Source organism: Pseudomonas sp. NFIX49 (genome assembly GCF_900115915.1).
Taxonomy (GTDB): domain Bacteria; phylum Pseudomonadota; class Gammaproteobacteria; order Pseudomonadales; family Pseudomonadaceae; genus Aquipseudomonas; species Aquipseudomonas pharyngis.
This window is the reverse complement of record NZ_FOYE01000008.1, coordinates 240,874-258,897: the sequence shown is the minus strand read 5'-3', so window position 1 is coordinate 258,897 and position 18,024 is coordinate 240,874. Positions and strand designations below refer to the sequence as shown.

At 63.5% G+C, this 18,024-nt stretch carries 12 protein-coding genes; 5 read left to right on the top strand and 7 right to left on the bottom strand.

Features of this window, described 5'->3' with window-relative positions; translation table 11 throughout:
- The first annotated feature begins 25 nt into the window (after positions 1-25).
- Positions 26-1,597 (top strand): sensor domain-containing diguanylate cyclase, encoded by a 1,572-nt coding sequence (locus BMZ46_RS23255; protein WP_074689194.1) that lies wholly within the window; start codon positions 26-28, stop codon positions 1,595-1,597.
- 60 nt (positions 1,598-1,657) lie between these two features.
- Here the strand turns inward: BMZ46_RS23255 and BMZ46_RS23250 are convergent, their stop codons facing one another.
- The 4 genes from BMZ46_RS23250 to BMZ46_RS23235 form a co-directional block, all read right to left on the bottom strand.
- Positions 1,658-1,948, bottom strand: a complete 291-nt coding sequence (locus BMZ46_RS23250; protein ID WP_074689191.1) for a hypothetical protein — start codon at positions 1,946-1,948, stop codon at positions 1,658-1,660.
- A gap of 77 nt (positions 1,949-2,025) precedes the next feature.
- Complete coding sequence (locus tag BMZ46_RS23245; RefSeq protein ID WP_074689189.1) at positions 2,026-4,455, bottom strand: TonB-dependent receptor; 2,430 nt, start codon at positions 4,453-4,455, stop codon at positions 2,026-2,028.
- A gap of 99 nt (positions 4,456-4,554) precedes the next feature.
- Positions 4,555-5,514 (bottom strand): FecR domain-containing protein, encoded by a 960-nt coding sequence (locus tag BMZ46_RS23240; protein ID WP_039770287.1) that lies wholly within the window; start codon positions 5,512-5,514, stop codon positions 4,555-4,557.
- The gene (locus tag BMZ46_RS23235) at positions 5,514-6,020 is read right to left on the bottom strand and encodes a sigma-70 family RNA polymerase sigma factor (protein ID WP_074689187.1); all 507 of its coding nucleotides are present in this window, start codon (positions 6,018-6,020) and stop codon (positions 5,514-5,516) included. Before BMZ46_RS23235 ends, BMZ46_RS23240 begins: the two co-directional genes overlap by 1 nt.
- A gap of 240 nt (positions 6,021-6,260) precedes the next feature.
- Between BMZ46_RS23235 and BMZ46_RS23230 the strand changes: the two genes are divergently transcribed.
- Positions 6,261-6,701 carry a carboxymuconolactone decarboxylase family protein gene (locus BMZ46_RS23230; protein WP_074689185.1) on the top strand — a complete coding sequence of 147 codons (441 nt, stop codon included), beginning with the start codon at positions 6,261-6,263 and terminating at the stop codon, positions 6,699-6,701.
- A gap of 4 nt (positions 6,702-6,705) precedes the next feature.
- On the opposite strand, the gene BMZ46_RS23225 is transcribed toward BMZ46_RS23230, so the two are convergent.
- The 3 genes from BMZ46_RS23225 to BMZ46_RS23215 form a co-directional block, all read right to left on the bottom strand.
- Positions 6,706-8,298 carry a DHA2 family efflux MFS transporter permease subunit gene (locus BMZ46_RS23225; RefSeq protein WP_074689183.1) on the bottom strand — a complete coding sequence of 531 codons (1,593 nt, stop codon included), beginning with the start codon at positions 8,296-8,298 and terminating at the stop codon, positions 6,706-6,708.
- A complete protein-coding gene (locus tag BMZ46_RS23220; RefSeq protein WP_074689181.1) occupies positions 8,295-9,416 on the bottom strand; it encodes an HlyD family secretion protein in 1,122 nt (373 codons plus the stop codon). The genes BMZ46_RS23225 and BMZ46_RS23220 overlap by 4 nt, the downstream gene beginning before the upstream one ends.
- A gap of 97 nt (positions 9,417-9,513) precedes the next feature.
- Positions 9,514-10,278 (bottom strand): AraC family transcriptional regulator, encoded by a 765-nt coding sequence (locus BMZ46_RS23215; protein ID WP_074689179.1) that lies wholly within the window; start codon positions 10,276-10,278, stop codon positions 9,514-9,516.
- Between the two features lie 97 nt (positions 10,279-10,375).
- On the opposite strand from BMZ46_RS23215, the gene BMZ46_RS23210 reads away from it, so the two are divergent.
- From BMZ46_RS23210 to BMZ46_RS23200, 3 genes are all read left to right on the top strand, one after another.
- Positions 10,376-11,509 carry an MFS transporter gene (locus BMZ46_RS23210; RefSeq protein WP_074689177.1) on the top strand — a complete coding sequence of 378 codons (1,134 nt, stop codon included), beginning with the start codon at positions 10,376-10,378 and terminating at the stop codon, positions 11,507-11,509.
- A gap of 105 nt (positions 11,510-11,614) precedes the next feature.
- On the top strand, positions 11,615-13,342 hold the full coding sequence (locus tag BMZ46_RS23205; RefSeq protein ID WP_074689175.1) for a ShlB/FhaC/HecB family hemolysin secretion/activation protein: 1,728 nt from the start codon (positions 11,615-11,617) through the stop codon (positions 13,340-13,342).
- 94 nt (positions 13,343-13,436) lie between these two features.
- A complete protein-coding gene (locus BMZ46_RS23200; RefSeq protein ID WP_074689174.1) occupies positions 13,437-17,906 on the top strand; it encodes a hemagglutinin repeat-containing protein in 4,470 nt (1,489 codons plus the stop codon).
- Positions 17,907-18,024: the final 118 nt, after the last annotated feature.

The following is an 18,024-nucleotide window of genomic DNA, read 5'->3' as shown; positions in this document are numbered from 1 at the left end:
TGTCGTACCTGCCCAGGACACGCTTTTGCCTATCCCCATTCACGATCCGCATCAGGCCCCCGGCGGCACCCTCAAGCGTTTGCCCCTGCGCAAGGCGGCGGTGTTGTTCATCGTGGCTGTGTGTCTGAGCCTGTCCGGCCTGCTGTATTTGCAGATCGAACAGTCGCGGCGCCAGGATCTGGCCAACGCACAGGTGTCGTCGGCCAACCTGACCCGGGCCATGGCACAGCAGGCTGAAGACACGTTTCTGGCAGCGGATCTGGTGCTGACCAGCCTGGTCGACTGGGTTCAGGACGATGGCTATGGCGCGGAGCAGAAGCCGCGTTTGCAGAAAACCCTCGCGCGGCGGGTACAGCAACTGGAGCAGTTGCACGGCATGTTCCTGTTCGACCGCGAAGGGCAGTGGGTGATTACCTCGTTCGCGGATCTGCCGCGCGGCCATGGCGTGGCGGATCGCGAGTACTTCAAGTTTCACCAGCAGAACGTCTCGGCCGTGGCGCACATCGGCCCGGCGATCCGCAGCCGTGAGAACGGCGAGTGGATCATCCCGATCTCGAAACGGGTCAACGACCACGCCGGCAATTTCCAGGGCGTGTTGCTGGCCGGGATCAAGATGTCCTACTTCGACCGGTTCTTCAAAAGCTTCAGCCTGGACGACAACGGCACCATGTTCCTCGGCCTGACCGACGGCACCTTGCTCGCCCGGCGGCCGTTCGACGAGGCCCTGATCGGCACCTCGCTGGCCAAGGGCGAGATCTACCAGAAGTTGCTGCCCAATGCAGCCGCCGGCACCGCGATGATCGATTCGGTGGTCGACGGTGTGACGCGTCTTTATGGTTACCGACAGCTGGAAAGCTACCCGTTGGTGGTCGCGGCGTCTTCGTCCCGGGACACGATCCTCCAGGGCTGGTATGACCGGGCGTTCCAGTCCAGCGTCATCGTGGCGCTGGTGATGCTCGGCGTGGGGCTGTTTGGCTGGGTGTTCATTCATCAGGTGCGCGATGGCGAGCGGATCGAGAAAAACCTGCGCAAGGCCCAGCGGACGCTGGAGCAGATCGCCACCCACGACAGCCTGACCGGGCTGGCCAACCGGCGTCTGTTCGAGCGCTCGCTGGAGGTGGAGTTTGCCCGGGGCGCGCGGCAGTCGAGCCCGGTGAGCCTGATCATGCTCGATATCGATTTCTTCAAAAGCTACAACGATGCCTACGGCCACGTGGCCGGCGACCATTGCCTGACCCAGGTCGCGCAGGTGGTGAAGAACTGCTGCCAGCGCAAGTCCGATCTGGCGGTGCGCTATGGCGGGGAAGAGTTCGCGGTGTTGCTGCCGGACACCGACATCAACGGCGCGCTGGCGATTGCCGGGCAGATCCGCCGCAGCGTCATGGACAAGCACATCACCCACAGCGGTTCGCCCACCGGTTATCTGACGGTGAGTCTGGGCTGCTACTCGTTTATTCCGCTGGGCAACGACAGCCCGGAGCTGTTCATCCAGCGCGCCGATGCGGCGCTGTATCAGGCCAAAAACGCCGGCCGCAATCGTGCGGCCGTGTTGTCGATGGACGTCGGTTTCGGCGAATTGCTACGTTCGGATCGCTGACAAAAAACGATAGGGTTCAGACACAGGCCATGGCGTTTACCACGGCCTGCTCTTGTTCGTTCAGCCGCCAGTGCCACCGCCGGCACCGCCCGTGCCGCCACCGGCCGAACCAGTGCCCCCGCCTGCTCCCGAACCCGAACCGCTGGCGCCGCCATTGGTGCCGGTGCCGCCCCCCGCGCCGCTGCCGCCGGACGGCGCGCCCGGCGTATTGTCCGGTGGCATCGGCGAGCCATTGGTGGAGCCGGATTTGGTGCCCGTGGCATCGGCGCCGTCGTTGGCGGCGAATGTTGCGGCTGAGCCTGTGGCCAGCAGGCCGATCAACAACAGCGAGGTGAGTTTGCGCGTCATCATGGTCTGTCTCCAGAAAGGGGATTACCTGATATTGGTCAAACGCGCCGAACCCTTGGTGCCGGCCGGATGACGAGCGGTCAGAAGTCCACGGTGGCCGACACCTTCAGCGTACGCGGCGTGCCCTGGGTCAGGTAACCGCCGTTGGCCGAGGCCCAATAGGCTTCGTTGGCGACGTTCTCCAGATTGGCCCGCAGCGTGATCTGCTTTTCATCCAGTTTGAAGGCATAGCGCGTGCCCAGGTCGAAACGGTTCCACGCCGGAATGCTCTGGGTATTGGCCGCGTTCAGGTATTGACCGCCGGTGCGCAACATCCGCGCGCTGAGGGCCGCGCCTTCGAGCCCCGGAATGTCCCAGTCGGCGCCGAGGTTGAACTGGAAGCGCGGCACCCCGACGGCACGGTTGCCGTCATTCACGCCGTTGCTGCTGCCTTCCAGTTCAGTCTTCATCACGGTTGCGCCGCTGAGCAGGCGCAGACCGTCGAGCGGTTCGCCGTAGACGTTGAGTTCCACGCCTTTGTTGGTCTGCTGGCCGTCGACCCGGAAGATCCCGTCCTGGGTGTAGCTCGACGGTTGCTCGATGCGATAGACGCCGAGGTTGGCGCCGTAGCTGCCCATGTCCAGCCGCACGCCGGCTTCGATCTGTTTGCTGCGCACCGGGGCGAAGGTTTCGTCGCGGTTGATTGCTGTGGTCGGCGGGGTTGGGCCCTTGGCCAGGCCTTCGATACGGTTGGCGTAGAACGACACGTGTTCCCACGGCTTGATCACCAGGCCGTAGACCGGGGTAGTAATCGACTCTTCATAACTTGAGGTGCGGGCGCCGGTGGCGGTGCTCCAGCCGTCGACTTTCAATTCTTGGCGACGCACGCCGAGGGTCAGCAGGATGCGGTCATCGACGAAGCCGAGGGTGTCGGAAATCGCCTCGCTGCGCAGGGTGTTCTTGCCGGTGATGCGCGGGTCGCTGATGTCGCTGGCGAACGAGGTGGGCGCCGGGCGCGGCTTGTCGGTGACGTTGTACAGGTTGGTGCTGTAGCGCCCGGCGGTGCCGATGGTTTCGAACGCCGAGCGCTGCTCGCCCCAGATGCCCGCCCAGCCGAGGTTCAACTGGTGCGTGACGGGGCCGGTGTCGAAACGGCCGTTGAGCCCGGCCATGGCACTCTGGTTGTCTTCGTCGTGGGGTGAATAGAGCATGCCGCCACGGGCGTTGCCGTTGAGGTCGGTAACGGTCAGCGACGAGTAAACCCCGTTCTCGCGGGTGTGCTTGGCGCCGCCGGACACGTAGGCCGTCCAGTTGTCGTTCAGGTCGTACTCGGCGCGGGCCATGCCGAAGGTGTCTTCGAGTTGCGAATAGCTCCAGCTCTGGGCATAGCTGGCGTTGGCGTGCGGCACCTTGGGGGCTTTGGTCAGGCTCGAATCGACATAGACCACCGAGCGGCCCTGGTTGATGACCTGCTTCTGATAGCCAAAATCGGTCGAGACCCGCAGGCGATCGCCGCGATAGTCCAGGCCGACGCTGAACAGCGACGAGCGCTGGTCTTCGTCATCGACGGCGGTGTCGCCTTCGCGCTGCATCAGGTTGACCCGCGCGCCGAAGCGGTTGTCCTCGCCAAAGCGCTGGCCCAGATCCAGATGCCCGCCGACCCGACCGTCGGCGCTGTAATCGAGGGTGACACTGCGGGTCGGCGTGTCCATCGCGCGTTTGGGTTGCAGGTTGATCCCGCCACCGATGCCGCTGCCGCTCGGGGTCACGCCGTTGACGAATGCATTCGGGCCCTTGAACAGTTCGACCCGGTCCAGCGCTTCGACGGCGATGATCTGCCGGGGCAGCACGCCATAGAGGCCGTTATAGGAAATGTCATCGGAGGCCAGCGGCAGGCCGCGGATCATGAACATCTGCGAGAAGTTGCCGAAGCCGTTGGACTGGCGCACCGAGGCGTCGTTGAGCAACACATCGCCGACGGTCTGGGCCTGCTGATCGGCCATGGTCTTGGCGGTATAGCTGGTGACGCTGAAGGGCAGGTCGTTGACCTCCTGGTTGCCGAGCATGCCGATCTGCGCGCGGCGCGCGACCTGTTCGCCGCCGTAGGTATCACCGCTGTCGTCGCGCAGGGCGCTGACGTTGGTGGCGCCCAGTTCCAGCGCGCCGTCCGCCGCGACTTTCGGGGCCACGGTGTAACCGTTGTGGCCGGTGCTGATCAGCTCGAAACCGCTGCCTTCCAGCAACCGGGCAAAACCGCTCTGTGCGGTGTAGCTGCCTTGCAGGCCGGGGCTCTGGCGATTGCCCAGTTGCGCCGGATCGAACGACAGCGGCACGCCGACGCTGACCGCAAATTGCGCCAGCACATGGCTGAGCAGGCCGGGACCGATGTTGACGCTGCGGCTGGCGCTTTCACTGACGCTGTCGGCGGCGTGGGCGGCGGTCGGCAGCAGCGCGCTGAAGGCCAGGGCCAGGCTCAGGTTCAGGGCCTTGAGCGCAAACGTGGCGGGGCGGGGCGATGGCATTGCGGTCATTCGGTGTTCCTGTCGGGGGCGTGGAATGGGAAGGTCTATCCACTCACCGGACGAGAAACGAAAAGGTATCAGTGAACATTGAAATTATTTTCCGAGGGCTCAGACACGGGGCTCCACCGACAGCCAATAACGGGTCAGGCTGTTGATGTTCAGTGGCAGGGTATCGCTGAGCAAACGCAGGCTGGCGTCGGTGTCGCGCAGGGAAAACGCCCCGGACACGCGCATCGCCGCGACGTCCGGATGACAGCGCAGTACGCCCCGGCGATAGCGGCTCAGCTCGCCGAGCAATTCGTCCAGACGCATGTTGCTGGCCAGCAGCATGCCTTTGTCCCAGGCCAGGGATGCGGTGTCGAAGGTTTCGGCGCTGTCGAAGCTGTTGAGCTTGAAGCGCTGGCGCTCGCCCGCCTGAAGAATCGCACTGTGCTTGAGCAGTTGCGGGGTGATCTGAACCTGGCCTTCGAGCACCGACACTTGGCTGCGCGAACCCTCGGTGCGCACGCAGAATCGCGTGCCCAGTGCGCGGGCCACGCCTTGCGGGGTTTCGACAATGAACGGACGGGCGCTGGCGTCTGCGGCGGTGTTGATCAGCACTTCGCCGTTGAGCAGCAGGACGCGACGCTCCACCGGGCTGAAAGCGATGTCCACGGCGCTGTCGGTGTTGAGCACCAGTTGGGTGCCGTCCGGCAATTGCAGGTTCTTCTGCTCGCCGACGGCGGTGCGCTGGTCGGCGGTCCATTGCTGCCACGGCACATGCTGCGAAGCGATGCCCAGCGGCCCGGCCATCAACAGCAAGCCGAGGCGGGTGAGGGTCTGGCGGCGGCTCAGGCCTTCTTTGCGGGACGCGCGTTTCAAGGTCTGGATCGCGACGTTGGCCGGCACGCTGCGCAAATCTCCCAGCAGGGCTTCGGCCCGTTGCCAGGCAATGGCGTGCTCGGCGCTGCGGGTGCGCCACTGGGCGATGGCCTGATGGTCGGACGGGGTGGCGGTGCCGGAATGCAGTTGCACCAGCCAGTCGGCGGCTTCGCCGAGAATCTGCGGATTGATCATCGACGAATTCATCAGGCGACACTCAGGCAGGCAATGAACGCGGCACGCATGTGGCGTTTGACGGTGATCAGCGAAACACTCAGGCGCGTGGCGATCTGCGCGTAGGTCAGGCCTTCGATCTGCGACAGCAGGAAGGTCTCGCGGGTCTGTTCCGGCAGTTCGCGCAGCAGCGCTTCGATGCGCCACAGGGTTTCGAGAATCAGGTAGCGGGTTTCCGGCGACGGCACTTCGGCGGCGGGCAGGTGCGCGATGGTTTCCAGGTACGCGCGCTCCAGGTCCTGACGCCGCCAGCGATCGATCATCAGGCCTTTGGCGATGTGCGTCAGCAGCGCCCGGGGCTCGCTGCCCAGCGGCTTGATCACCTGCCGGGTGAGCAGGCGCAAAAACGTGTCGTGCGCCAGATCGGCCGCCTCGCAGCGGTTACCCAGCTTGCGTTGCAGCCAGCCCTGCAGCCACCCGTGGTGTTCGCTGTAGAGCGTCTGGACTTGCTGATTCAACGGCTGATCGAGGGACGACATGGAGGGCAGGTACTCGTTTCGGGCGTCCGTTGCCAGAGATGCAATCGAGAGTGCGATTAGGGTGCAATTAAGAATTGATCGCATTCTAGTGGCGCGCAACGAGTGCTGGCAATTGCCCATTCACACTTTCTTTTCTGACACCCGCGCAGTGGCCTACCCATCTTCCGGGAGATTGGCTATTTGCCGGTCCGGGCGCCGGGACTAACGTAGCCCCACATTCACTTGCCCCGGAGATCCCCGATGAAACCTCGTATCGATTTCTACACCGCGTCCCCAGATGCCCTGAAAGCGATGATCGCCCTGGAAACCGCTGTCTCGAAACTGCCGCTGGAAAAGACCCTGATCGAACTGGTCAAGCTGCGCGCTTCGCAGATCAACGGCTGCGCGTTCTGCATCGACATGCACACCGCCGACGCGATCAAGGGCGGCGAAACCCCGCGGCGGTTGTTCGCCGTGACCGCCTGGCGTGAAGCGCCGTTCTTCACCGAACGTGAACGCGCCGCGCTGCTGTGGACCGAAACCCTGACCCAACTGAGCCTGACCCACGCCCCGGACGAAGACTACGAAGCGGTCGCTGCGCAGTTCTCGCCCAAGGAAATGGTCGACCTGAGTGTCGCGATCAGCACCATCAACAGCTGGAACCGTCTGGCCGTGGGCTTCCGTAAAACCCCGCAAGCCTGATCGATCAATGTGCATCGGCACTCGGCGCGGCCGGTGGTTGCACCTTGCGCATCAAGGGCACCATCGCCGTGGCGATGCCGAAGCACACCATGATCAGCAGGAACGTGTCGCCGTAGGTTTGCGTCTGCGCTTCACGGTAGGTCAGCAGCCATAGCTGACGCAGGCTGGCGGTGAGGCCGACATCGCCGCTCTGACCCAGCGCGGCAAAGTTGCCGCCGACCTGGGCCAGCCACTGATTCACCGCTTCGTTGCTGCTGTTCAGATGCTCCGCCAACCGCGTGAAGTGCAGGTTGGTACGGTCATTGAGAATGGTCGCGCACGCAGCAATCCCGATTGCACCGCCCAGATTGCGCATCAGGTTGAACAGGCCCGACGCATGCTTGAGCCGCGCCGGTGCCAGGCCACCCAACGTCAACGTTACTGCTGGCGGCACCGCCAGTTGCTGGGCAATCCCGCGCAGGGCTTGCGGCAGCAGCAATTCTCCGGCGCCCCAGTCATGGGTGATCGGACTGAATTCCCACATCGACAAGGCGAACAACGCCAGGCCTGCCATCATGATCCAGCGCAGATCGATGCGATTGGCCAGAAAGGCGTACAGCGGAATCGCCATGATCTGGAACACCCCGGTGGAGAAAACCGCCAGACCAATGTCCAGTGCCCCGTAGCCGCGCACCCGGCCGAGAAACAGCGGCGTCAGGTAAATCGTCGCGAACAGGCCGATGCCAGTGACGAAGGAAAAGAAACAGCCGAGGGCGAAGTTGCGATCCTTGAGCGCGCGCAGGTCGACGATCGGATTGGCCACGTGCAGCGTGCGGCCGATGAAGGCCAGCCCCGCGAGGCCACTGATCCATGCGGTGGTCAGGATGGTCTGGTCGCTGAACCAGTTCCAGCGCGGGCCTTCCTCGAGGGTGTATTCCAGGCAACCGAGAAACAGCGCCAGAAACACCATGCTCAAATAGTCCGCGCCCTTGAGCAGCGACAGTTCCGGCTGGTCGATCTTCACCAGCATCGGCACCGCCACGGCGACGAAAATTCCCGGCACCAGATTGATGTAGAACAGCCAGTGCCAGGACGAAATGTCGGTGATCCAGCCGCCGATCACTGGGCCTAATGTTGGCGCCAGCGAAGCCACGGCGCCGATGGTGGCAGCGGCGATTACCCGCTGTTTGCCGGTGAAGAAAAAGAACGCCGTGGTGAACACCAGCGGAATCATCGACCCGCCGAGAAACCCTTGCAGCGCGCGAAAGGCGATCATGCTCTGGATGTTCCAGGCGATGCCGCAGAGCAGGCTGGCGAGGGTGAAACCGACCGCCGAAGCGCAGAACAGCCAGCGCGTCGAAAACACCCGCGACAGCCAACCCGACAATGGGATCACGATGATTTCGGCGATCAGGTAACTGGTCTGCACCCACGCCGTTTCATCGGTGCCGGCGGACAACCCGCCGCCGATATCGCGCAGCGAGGCCGAGACGATCTGGATATCCAGCAGCGCGATGAACATGCCGATGCACATCGTGGCGAAGGCGAACACCTTGGTCGCCGTTGCCATCTCGGCGGCGTTGAATGGCTGCGCGGCGGCGGTGAGGGCGGTGCTCATGGCGCGCTGGCCACAGCCGTGGTTTCAGGTTGGGCGCGGGTGTCGACTTCAGCCGTCACCGACAGTCCCGGACGCAGGTGGCCGAGCACGCCGTCGGCCGGGTCGAGCAGGATCCGCACCGGCACGCGCTGGACGATTTTGGTGAAGTTGCCGGTGGCGTTTTCCGGCGGCAGCACACTGAACTGCGAACCGGTGGCCGGGGCGAGGCTGTCGAGGCGACCGTGGAATTCCTGGCCGGACAACACGTCGGCGCGGATGCTCACACGCTGGCCGGGTTTCATCCGCGCCAGTTGGTCTTCCTTGAAGTTCGCATCGACCCACAGGCCGCTGGCCGGCACCACCGACAACTGCTGCGAACCGGCCTGCGCATAAGCGCCGACCCGCGCGCGGCGATTGCCGATCACGCCGTCAACCGGAGCGCGCAGTTCGGTGTAGCCGAGGTTGAGTTGCGCCAGATCACGCTCGGCCCGGGCTTGCTGGAGGGCGGCGCGGGCCTGTTGTTTCTGGGTTTCGATCACGGTGAGCTGGCGTTGCGCGGCCAGCAATTCGGCCTGGGCTTTGGCGCTCAAGGCTTGCGCGGTCTTGAAGGTGGCGTCGGCCCGTTGCGCGCTTTCCACCGAGACTGCATTGGTGGTCACCAGGCGTTTGTAGCGCGCATTGTCGTCCCGCGAACGGGCGGTTTCGGCGCTGGCGGCATCGATCCCGGCGCGGGCCTGACCGATCACCGCTTGCTGCAATTGTTCGGTGGCGTCGAGGTTGGCCAGCAACGCTTCTTCGGCGGCGACCGCGCCTTCAGCCTTGGCCAGATTGGCGCGGTAGTCGCGGGCATCGAGGCGGATCAGCACGTCGCCGGCCTTCACCTTCTGGTTGTCGCTGACCAGCACTTCCTCGATGTAACCGGCGACTTTCGGTCCGATCACCGTGACGTCGCCGCCGATGTAGGCATCGTCGGTTTCCTCGAGAAATCGCCCCGTGCCCCACCAATGCACGGCGTACAACCCGGCCAACACTAACGCGGCCAAGCCAGCAGCGGGCAACAGCAGGCGTTTGAGCAGGGTCGGTTTGGGAGCGCTGACCGGAACGGCGAGATCGGGTTCTACGGTGGGCATGCTGGTCATGGCGTAATACCTGAGAAAGCGGAATGGCTATTACGACCGTAATATGACGCGAGTAATATTTTGTGGCAATTGATTTTTGTCGCCGATCGTCAGTTGCTTACTTGAGCCAGGCGCCGGGTGTGCTGCCGGTCATGGATTTGAAGAACGCAATGAATGCGCTGTCGCTGGCGAAGTCCAGTTCAAACGCGCAGTAGCCGAGGTTGCGCCCGGTGGCGAGCAATTCCATCGCGCGCATCAGCCGCCACTGTTGGCGCCATTGCTGATAGCTCATGCCGGTTTCGCGCTGGAAGATCCGGCCGATGGTGCGGCTGCTGGCGCCGATCTGTTGCTCAAGCACTTGCAGTTCTGGTGGCAGTCGCTCGGGTTGTGCCAGCAGGAGCGCCAGGCGCTTGTCTTCCGGCAGGGGCAGGAGCATCGGTTGCTGCGCCGCATCACGGATTTCACTCAGGCACAGCCCCAGCAAATGGACAAATTTGCCTTGCTGCCAATCGGTGGCGAAATCGGCAATCGCCATCGGTTCCAGCACCGCGCGCAGCAACGGGCTGACCTCAATCACGCAAACCTGTTGCGGCAGCTCACAGCACAACTCGGGCGTCAGGTAGATGGAGCGGTAATCGACACTTTGCTGCATCACCGCCCGATGCGTGACGCCACCGGGAATCCACGCCGCCCGCGACGGCGGCAGCAGGCACAACTGCTGCGCCAGGGTGATGCGGGTGCAGCCCTGTCGGGTGTAGAGCAGTTGCCCGCGCTGATGCCGATGCAGGCCGGAGTCGTGATCGCCGAGAGTAGAGGCGATGCCGATCACCGGCGCCGGGAAGCGATCAGGGTCAAAACGATCGTGGGCTTCGAGCCAGGCCATGGTTTGTCCGATTTCAACGATAAATTGTCAGGATTCGGATAATACGTCAGCCACCGTTTTTTAAACTCCCCGGCGTTTTTGTTGAGGAGTCTTGGTGATGGACCAAAGAAAGTTGTTGATGTTGGCGATTGCACTGCTGATGTTCCCGCAGATCGCCCAGACCTTGTTCAGCCCGGCGCTGGGGGATATCGGCCGGGCATTTGATGTCGGCCCGCAAGCGGCGGCGCAAACCCTGTCGGTGTACTTCCTGGCGTTCGCGTTGGGTGTGGTGACGTGGGGGCGGGTGTGCGACCGGATCGGCCGCCGGCCCTCGATGCTCGCCGGTCTGGCGATTTATGTTTTTGCCTGCGTACTCGGTTTGAGCGTTCGCAGTTTCAACGGCTTGTTGATGGCCCAGGCACTGGCGGCATTCGGCGCTGCGGTTGGCTCGGTGGTGACCCAGACGTTGTTGCGCGATCGTTTTCGCGGGAGCGAACTGGCCCAGGTCTTTTCTCTGGCAGGCATGGCGCTGGCGGCCAGCCCAGCCATCGGTTTGTTCAGCGGGGCGAGTCTGGTTCAGGGCTTTGGTTATCGCGGCGTGCTTGCTGCGTTGTTGCTACTGGCGTCGGCCTTGTGGCTCTGGAGCTGGCGCGTCTTGCCGGAAACCCGTGCTCCACAACTCACCTCCATTAGTCTGTTTGCAACCATGGGCGACATGCTGCGCGATCCCGGCATCTGGCGTTCGGCTTTGTGGATCGCAACGTTCAACGTTGCGTTGTTCAGCTATTACAGCCTCGGACCGTTTCTGTTCGAGCGGCTTGGGCTGAGCAGTTCAGCGTTCGGCTACAGCGGCGTGATGCTCGCGTTGGCCTCAGGTTTTGGAGCATGGCTCAACAAATGCTTGCTGCGCATCGGCTGCAGTCCGCTGCAGTTGATTCGCCTTGCGGCCGTCACCGGTTTGCTCGGTGGCATCTGCGTGTGGCTGTTGCAGGCGCACATCTGGTTCGTGCTGCCGATGCTGCTGGTGGTACTGGCGTTCGGCATGGCGATTCCGAACATTCTGGGAGCAGCCTTGAGCAATTACACGGATCGCTTGGGTACCGCCGGCGCGTTGCTGGGGCTGTTTTACTACCTGTTGATCGGCGGGGGATTGATGTTGGCAGCCTGGTCTCAGGCCCTCGGGGAAACCCTGATGATCTGCAACTTGCTGGCGTTATCGCTGGCGATCCGCGCTAAAAGGGCATTTGTTTAAGAAATGTAAGCAGCGTAGGAAGCGTCTTGCATTTGTGTAGGAAGGCTCTGACTATCACCGCAATTGATGGGGTGGCATTACGCCAGTTGATTGCAAGGATGTTGAGTGCCGTATTCGCTTCGCGCTGTTTCTCGTAGTCGTTTCCTGCCGCGCCCGCTGGCGTCGGCCTTGTTGTTGAGTGCGTGTGCGCCCGGCGTTCTCGCCGCCGAAGTTTCAGCCCCTGGCCAGGAAGTGCTGCGCCAGCAACAGCTGCAACAGCGCGATCTGCAACAGCTGCAACTCGAACAGCGCACGCGGCAGCTGGAGCGCGGCGCGTTCGGCCCGGCGCCGGCCAATCCGGCCATTCCTGAATCGATCAAACCCGATGAGCGCTGCTGGCCCTTGAGCGGGACGCGCATCGGCGGCGTCACGCTGATCGACAAAGACAAGCTCAACGCCCGGATCAAACCGCTGCTGGCGCCGTGCATGGGCGTCGGCCAGATCAACCATCTGCTGGCGACCATCACCGCGCTGTACGTGGAGAAGGGCTACATCGCCAGCCGGCCGTACCTGAGCAGCGCGCCGGCAGCGGGGCAATCGCTGGATATCCTGATCGACGAAGGTTACATCGAGTCCATCGAACTGGCGGACCAAAGCCTGCCGGTGTCACTCGGCGGGGCGTTCCCTGGCATGCTCGGCAAACCGCTGAACCTGCGGGATCTGGAGCAGGGGCTGGATCAGTTGAACCGTCTGCGCTCGCTCGATCTGACCGCCGACATCGCCCCCGGCAGTCAGCCCGGGGCGTCGAAAATCATCCTGCGTTCACGTACCTCGGGGCAGTCGCGCTGGAGCTTGGGCCTGGGCGTGGACAACCTCGGCAGCGCCAGCACCGGTCGTGATCGCGACACGCTGAGCCTGACCCTCGACAGTCCGCTCGAACTCAACGATCTGTTGAGCCTCAGCGCCAGCGACACCCTCAATCAGGGCGACCGCTACAGCCGCAACGTCAGCCTCTATTACGCGATTCCCTACGGTTACTGGACGTTCAGCACCTTCGCCAGCCACGCCGAATACCGCGCGCCGTTCAAACTCAGCACGGCGACCCTGAACAGCACCGGCATCACCGATCAACTCTACCTGCGCGCCGACCGGGTGTTGTGGCGCGACCAGAGCCATCAGCTCAGTGCCAACCTGCAACTGGCGCACAAGGATGTCGACAGCTATCTGGAAAGCGTCCGCCTCGGCATCCAGAGCCCGACCCTGACCGTGGCCGAGGCCGGGCTCAATCTGTTCTGGCTCGACCGCGCGGTGTGGAACCTCGACGTCAATTACGCCCAGGGTTTGCGCTGGCTGGGCGCCGATGACGATGCCGATCGCCAGGTCAACAACCTACCCAAGGCGCAATTTCGCAAGTACCGCGCCGGCCTCAGCCAGTGGCGTAACGGCCAGCTCGGCGCGCAAGCCTGGCAATGGCAGAGCCAACTCAATGTGCAATACAGCCCGGATCCGCTGCCGGCGATCGAACAACTGCTCGGCACCGACGATTCCGCCGTGCGCGGTTATCGGATCAGCAGTGCGTCCGGCGCCAGCGGCGCGATCTGGCGCAACACCTTGCGCCTGCCGTTGCGCAGCGATCTGCCGATGCAGCTCACCCCGCGCGTCGGCCTCGACCACGGCTGGATCAAGGCCGATCACGGTGCTTCGGTTCAACGTCTGAGCGGCGCCAGCATCGGCCTCAACCTGGGCTGGAAAAACCTGCAAGTGGATGTCGATTACCAGCGCAGCCTCAACACCCCGACCGGCCTGCACCGCGAGCCTGAAACCTGGCTGATGCGGGTCGGATTACAGATATGAACGTCAGTGAACAACAGCCATCGGACCTGAGCGCGACAGCCGTGGCCTTCAACTCAACGCGCAACGTGATGCCGCACTACATGGAGAGTTTTTTATGCCAATGAACACCTTTGCGTTTCATCTTTCCCCACGGGGCAAACTACGCTGGGCCATCGCCAGCCTGTTCCTGGTCGCTCACCTGCCGGGCGCCATGGCCGGCGGTGTGGTGGTCGCACCCGGCCCCGGCGGCACCGCGCAATTGCAGACCCAGGGCGGCGTCCCGATCGTCAACATCGTCGCGCCCAACGGACAGGGCCTGTCGCATAACCAGTTCCTCGACTACAACGTCGACCGACAGGGCCTGGTGTTGAACAACGCCTTGCAGACCGGGCAATCGCAGCTTGCCGGGCAACTGGCGGCCAACCCGCAATTGCAGGGCCAGGCCGCGAGCGTGATCCTCAACGAAGTGATCAGCCGCAACCCGTCGGCCATCAACGGCGCCCAGGAAATCTTCGGTCGCGCCGCCGACTACGTGCTCGCCAACCCGAACGGCATTTCGGTGAATGGCGGCAGCTTCATCAACACGCCGAACGCCAATCTGCTGGTCGGCCGTCCCGAGCTGAACGACGGCAAGCTGCAAGCCCTGAGCACCCGCGACGCCACCGGTCAGTTGCAGATCCAGAGCGGCGGCCTGCGCAACGGCGAAGGTTCGATCAACCTGATCGCCCCGCGCATCGACAGCCAGGGCGCGATTGCTGCGCGTGATCAACTGAACCTCACCGTCGGGCGCAATCAGATCGACTACGCCAGCGGCCAGGTGAAAGCCGTGGACCCGGCGGGCAACACCACCGATCAGCGGATCGACGCCAGCCTGTTCGGCGCGATGCAGGCCGGGCGCATCAACATCGTCAGCACCGCTGAAGGCGCGGGCGTGAAGCTCGGCGCTGTGCAAGTCGCCGGGCGCGACGGCGTGCAGATTCGGTCGGCTGGCGACTTGGCCGTCAGCGGTCAGGCGATCCCGGACAGCCTCGACCTGACCCGCGCCGGCATCCGCAGCAGCCAGGGCGACGTCGGCCTGCACAGCGGCAAGGACCTGACCCTGGCCGCCACTGACGTGAGCGGTCGCGACGTGAAGGTCGAGGCCAAGCGCAATCTGACCCTGACCACCGTGGAAAGCCGCAAGCTCCAGGAACAGCGCGAGAACTGGAACAACAGCACCATCGGCATCACCTGGGAAACTTACGAGCGCACCAAGACCGACAGCGATTCGCGTCAGCACGGCAGCCAGATCGTCGCCAGCCGCGACGCGCAATTGTCGTCCGGCAAAGACACCGAACTGAAAGCCGCCAAGGTCGACGCGAAGAACAACCTCAGCGTGCAAAGCGGCGGCGACCTGCGCCTGACCGCCGCTACTGAAAGCCACACCCGGACCGATCAGGGCAAGCACCGCAAACACCTGTGGAAAGCCGATTGGGACAGCAGCAGCGAAGAGCAGCGCAGCGTCACCAGCCAGTTGAAGGCCGGCAACATTGCCCTGCAAACCGCCGCACTGTTGCGCTCCGAAGGCGCCGAACTGAACAGCGCCGGTGATCTGCAACTGGCCGGCAAACAGGTGGAAATCACCACCGCGACCCGCACCCATCGCAGCAGCGACAACCGCTATTCCGGTGATCTGGTCGGCGGCGGTTTCTTCGGCAAGACCGGCGACGCCGACAAGGGCCAGACCCAGCATCAGGGCAGCAAGATCAACGCGGCCGGCAAACTGGTGGTCAAGGCCGACGACGTGCGCATCAGCGGCAGTCAGGTGCGCGGCGGCAAAGACGCCAGCGTGATCAGCGACAACGGTTCGCTGACCATCGACGGCGTGCAGGACACCTCGCACAGCAACAATCACGACAAGGACAGCAAGTTCTTCGGCATCACCAAGGACGAGTCCCGGCAGAACAGCAAGGACAGCACCACCGTGCGCAGCGAGCTGGTGTCGGACAGCAACCTCAAGCTCAAGAGCGCCAAGGACATCGACGTCGCCGGTTCCACGGTCAAGGCTGGCGGCGCGCTGGTGGCCGATGCTGCGGGCGATGTGAATGTGCATTCGACGCAGAACACCCACGACAGCAGCAACAGCACGCAGACCCGAGGTTTCGATGCCTACGCCAAGGAGCAGACGGCGGAGCAGTATCGCGCCGGCGTGCATTACGAAGACAAGGCGCAAACCGTCACCGCCAACGACGTCACTCAGCAGGGCTCCAGCCTCAGCGGCGGCAGCGTGCAAGTGAAGGCGGGCGGCGACGTGACGCTCAAGGGCGCCGAGGTGAAATCCAACGCCGGCGACACCACCCTGAGCGGCAAGAACGTCTCGTTGCTGGCCGAGCAGGACAGCCACAGCACCTCGACCGAAACCCGCAACACCGGCGGCGGTTTCTACTACACCGGCGGCCTCGACCGCGCGGGTAGCGGTGTGGATTTCTCGCACAGCACTTCGCAAGACACCACCGCTAAAACCGCTGCGCAAACCACTGGCGTGCAGAGCAGCGGCAGCCTGAACATCAACGCTGACAAACTCGTCACCGAAGGCGCGCAACTGAAGTCCGGCAACGGTCTGAATGTCGCCGCCAACGAAGTCGACAACCGTGCTGCGAGCAACACCGAAAGCAGCACCCACAGCGAGAGCAACTGGTCGGCGGACATCGGCGCCAACGTCGAGTACAAAGACATCGCCCGGCCGATTGCCGGCGCGGTGAAAGAAGTGCTCGACGGCAAGGTGCCGGACAAGGACGTACTGGCCAATCTCGGTCAGCCGAACGTCGGTATCGACGTGGCAATCGGTCATGCCGGCGCCGATAAAACCGAGCAGGGCAGCAACGCCTTAGTCAGCCGGTTCGATGGCCAGACCGTGAACGTGAAGGTCGGCGGCACGCTGCACGATCAGGGCACCCAGTACAACGCCAGCGCCGGCCAAGTGAACATCAGCGCCGACAAACTGGTGGCCGATGCCGCGAACAACACCCACAGCAGCACCGAAAAATCGGTGGATGCCAAGGTCGATGTGCGCGTCTACACCAAGACCGGCGAAGACGTGAATGTGGCCGGCAGCGGCGCGGGTGGTAGCAGCCAGTCGAGCAAGGACAGCTCCACCGCGGTGGTCGGCGGTTACGCTGGCAATCAGGGTGTGAACATCCATGTCGGCGGCGATGCCCGGTTCGAAGGCAGCCGTTTCGATGGCGGCCAGGGCGGTGTCAGCGTCAAGACCGGCGGGGATCTGGCACTCAATCAGGCCAACGACCGCCAGAGCAGCGACAGCTCCAGCCTGCGCGGCAACGGTTCGCTGACCGTCGGCACTTTGCCGGGCACCGAAGGCACTAATGTCGATCTCGGCGCCGGGTTCCAGCTCGATCACAAAGGCAACCAGACCACCGACAGCCAGGCGCATGTTGCCAGCCTCAGCGGCAACGGCACGGTGCAATTGAGCAGCGGCGGTAATCAGATTCAGCAAGGCACGAAGATCGACAGCGCTGGTGCTATCGACCTCAAAGCTGACGGCAAGCTCGACCTGCAAGCGGCCACCGACTCGCACGTCGCCACCGGCAGCAATCTCGGCGGCGGCCTGAAGGCCGGCGGCAGCAAAACCAGCAGCGAGAAGAGCCGCGATCAGGGCGGCAGCCTTAGCGGCAACTTCAACATCGGTCGGGTCAACGAGAACACGCAGACCCTCAGCGGTGGCCAGCTCACCAGCCAGAACGGCATCGCCTTGAGCGGCGATTCGGTGCACCTGCAAGGCACTCAGGTCAGCGCGCCAAACGTCAGCATCGACGCGCAGAAGGGCGGTTTCGTTCAGGAATCCGCGCAATCCACCGACAGCCGCAATAACTGGAATGTGGCGTTGAATGCCGGTGGCAATCTGAGCCAAAGCACACCGACCGCCGCCGATGAAAAAGTCAGCAGCGATCACGGCTTCAATGCCGGGGCCAAGGTGGGCGTGGATTACCTGCAAGGCACCACTCAGCAGACAAGCCAGATCAAGGCTGACACGGTGGTGTTGAACAGCGGCGGCGATGCGAGCCTGAACGGCGCGCGGATCGATGCGCGCAACGTCAGCGGCAACGTGGCGGGTGATCTGACGGTCGAAAGCCGTCAGGACTCCAGCACTCACGCCAAGGTTGACGTGGATCTGGGCCTCACCGCCAAGAAGACTCCGGCCGACGACAAGGGCAAACTCGCGGGCACCGACTACAAGCCAACGCTGAAAGCCGGAGGCGAATACGCGCACAAGGACAGCGTCAAACAGGCCTCCGGTATCAGTGCTGGTCAGGGTGTGAATCTCACGGTCGGCGGCGCTACCCAGCTGACCGGTGCGCGGATTTCTGCCGCCGAAGGCAAAGTCGATCTGGGCGGCTCGAAGGTCAGCAGCAGCGATCTGAGCAACCTCGACTACGGCGTAAAAGCCGGCCTCGACCTGCCACACAAAACTGAAGAAAACGCACCGAAGGTGTCCCTTGAAAACGGCAACCTGAAAGTCGGCCCGGTGACCCTGAGCGGTCATGCTGACAGCCAATATCTTCAAGCTGGAATTGAAGGGGCGCGCTAAATCCACCCAGCTACGGTGGATGCACCGGAACCCACAGCCACGTTATACGTCTGCGGGAACCGGCGTGCTTGCCAACGTGGTCGTTCGGCCGAAAATTCCTTTCTGGTTGACACTGACT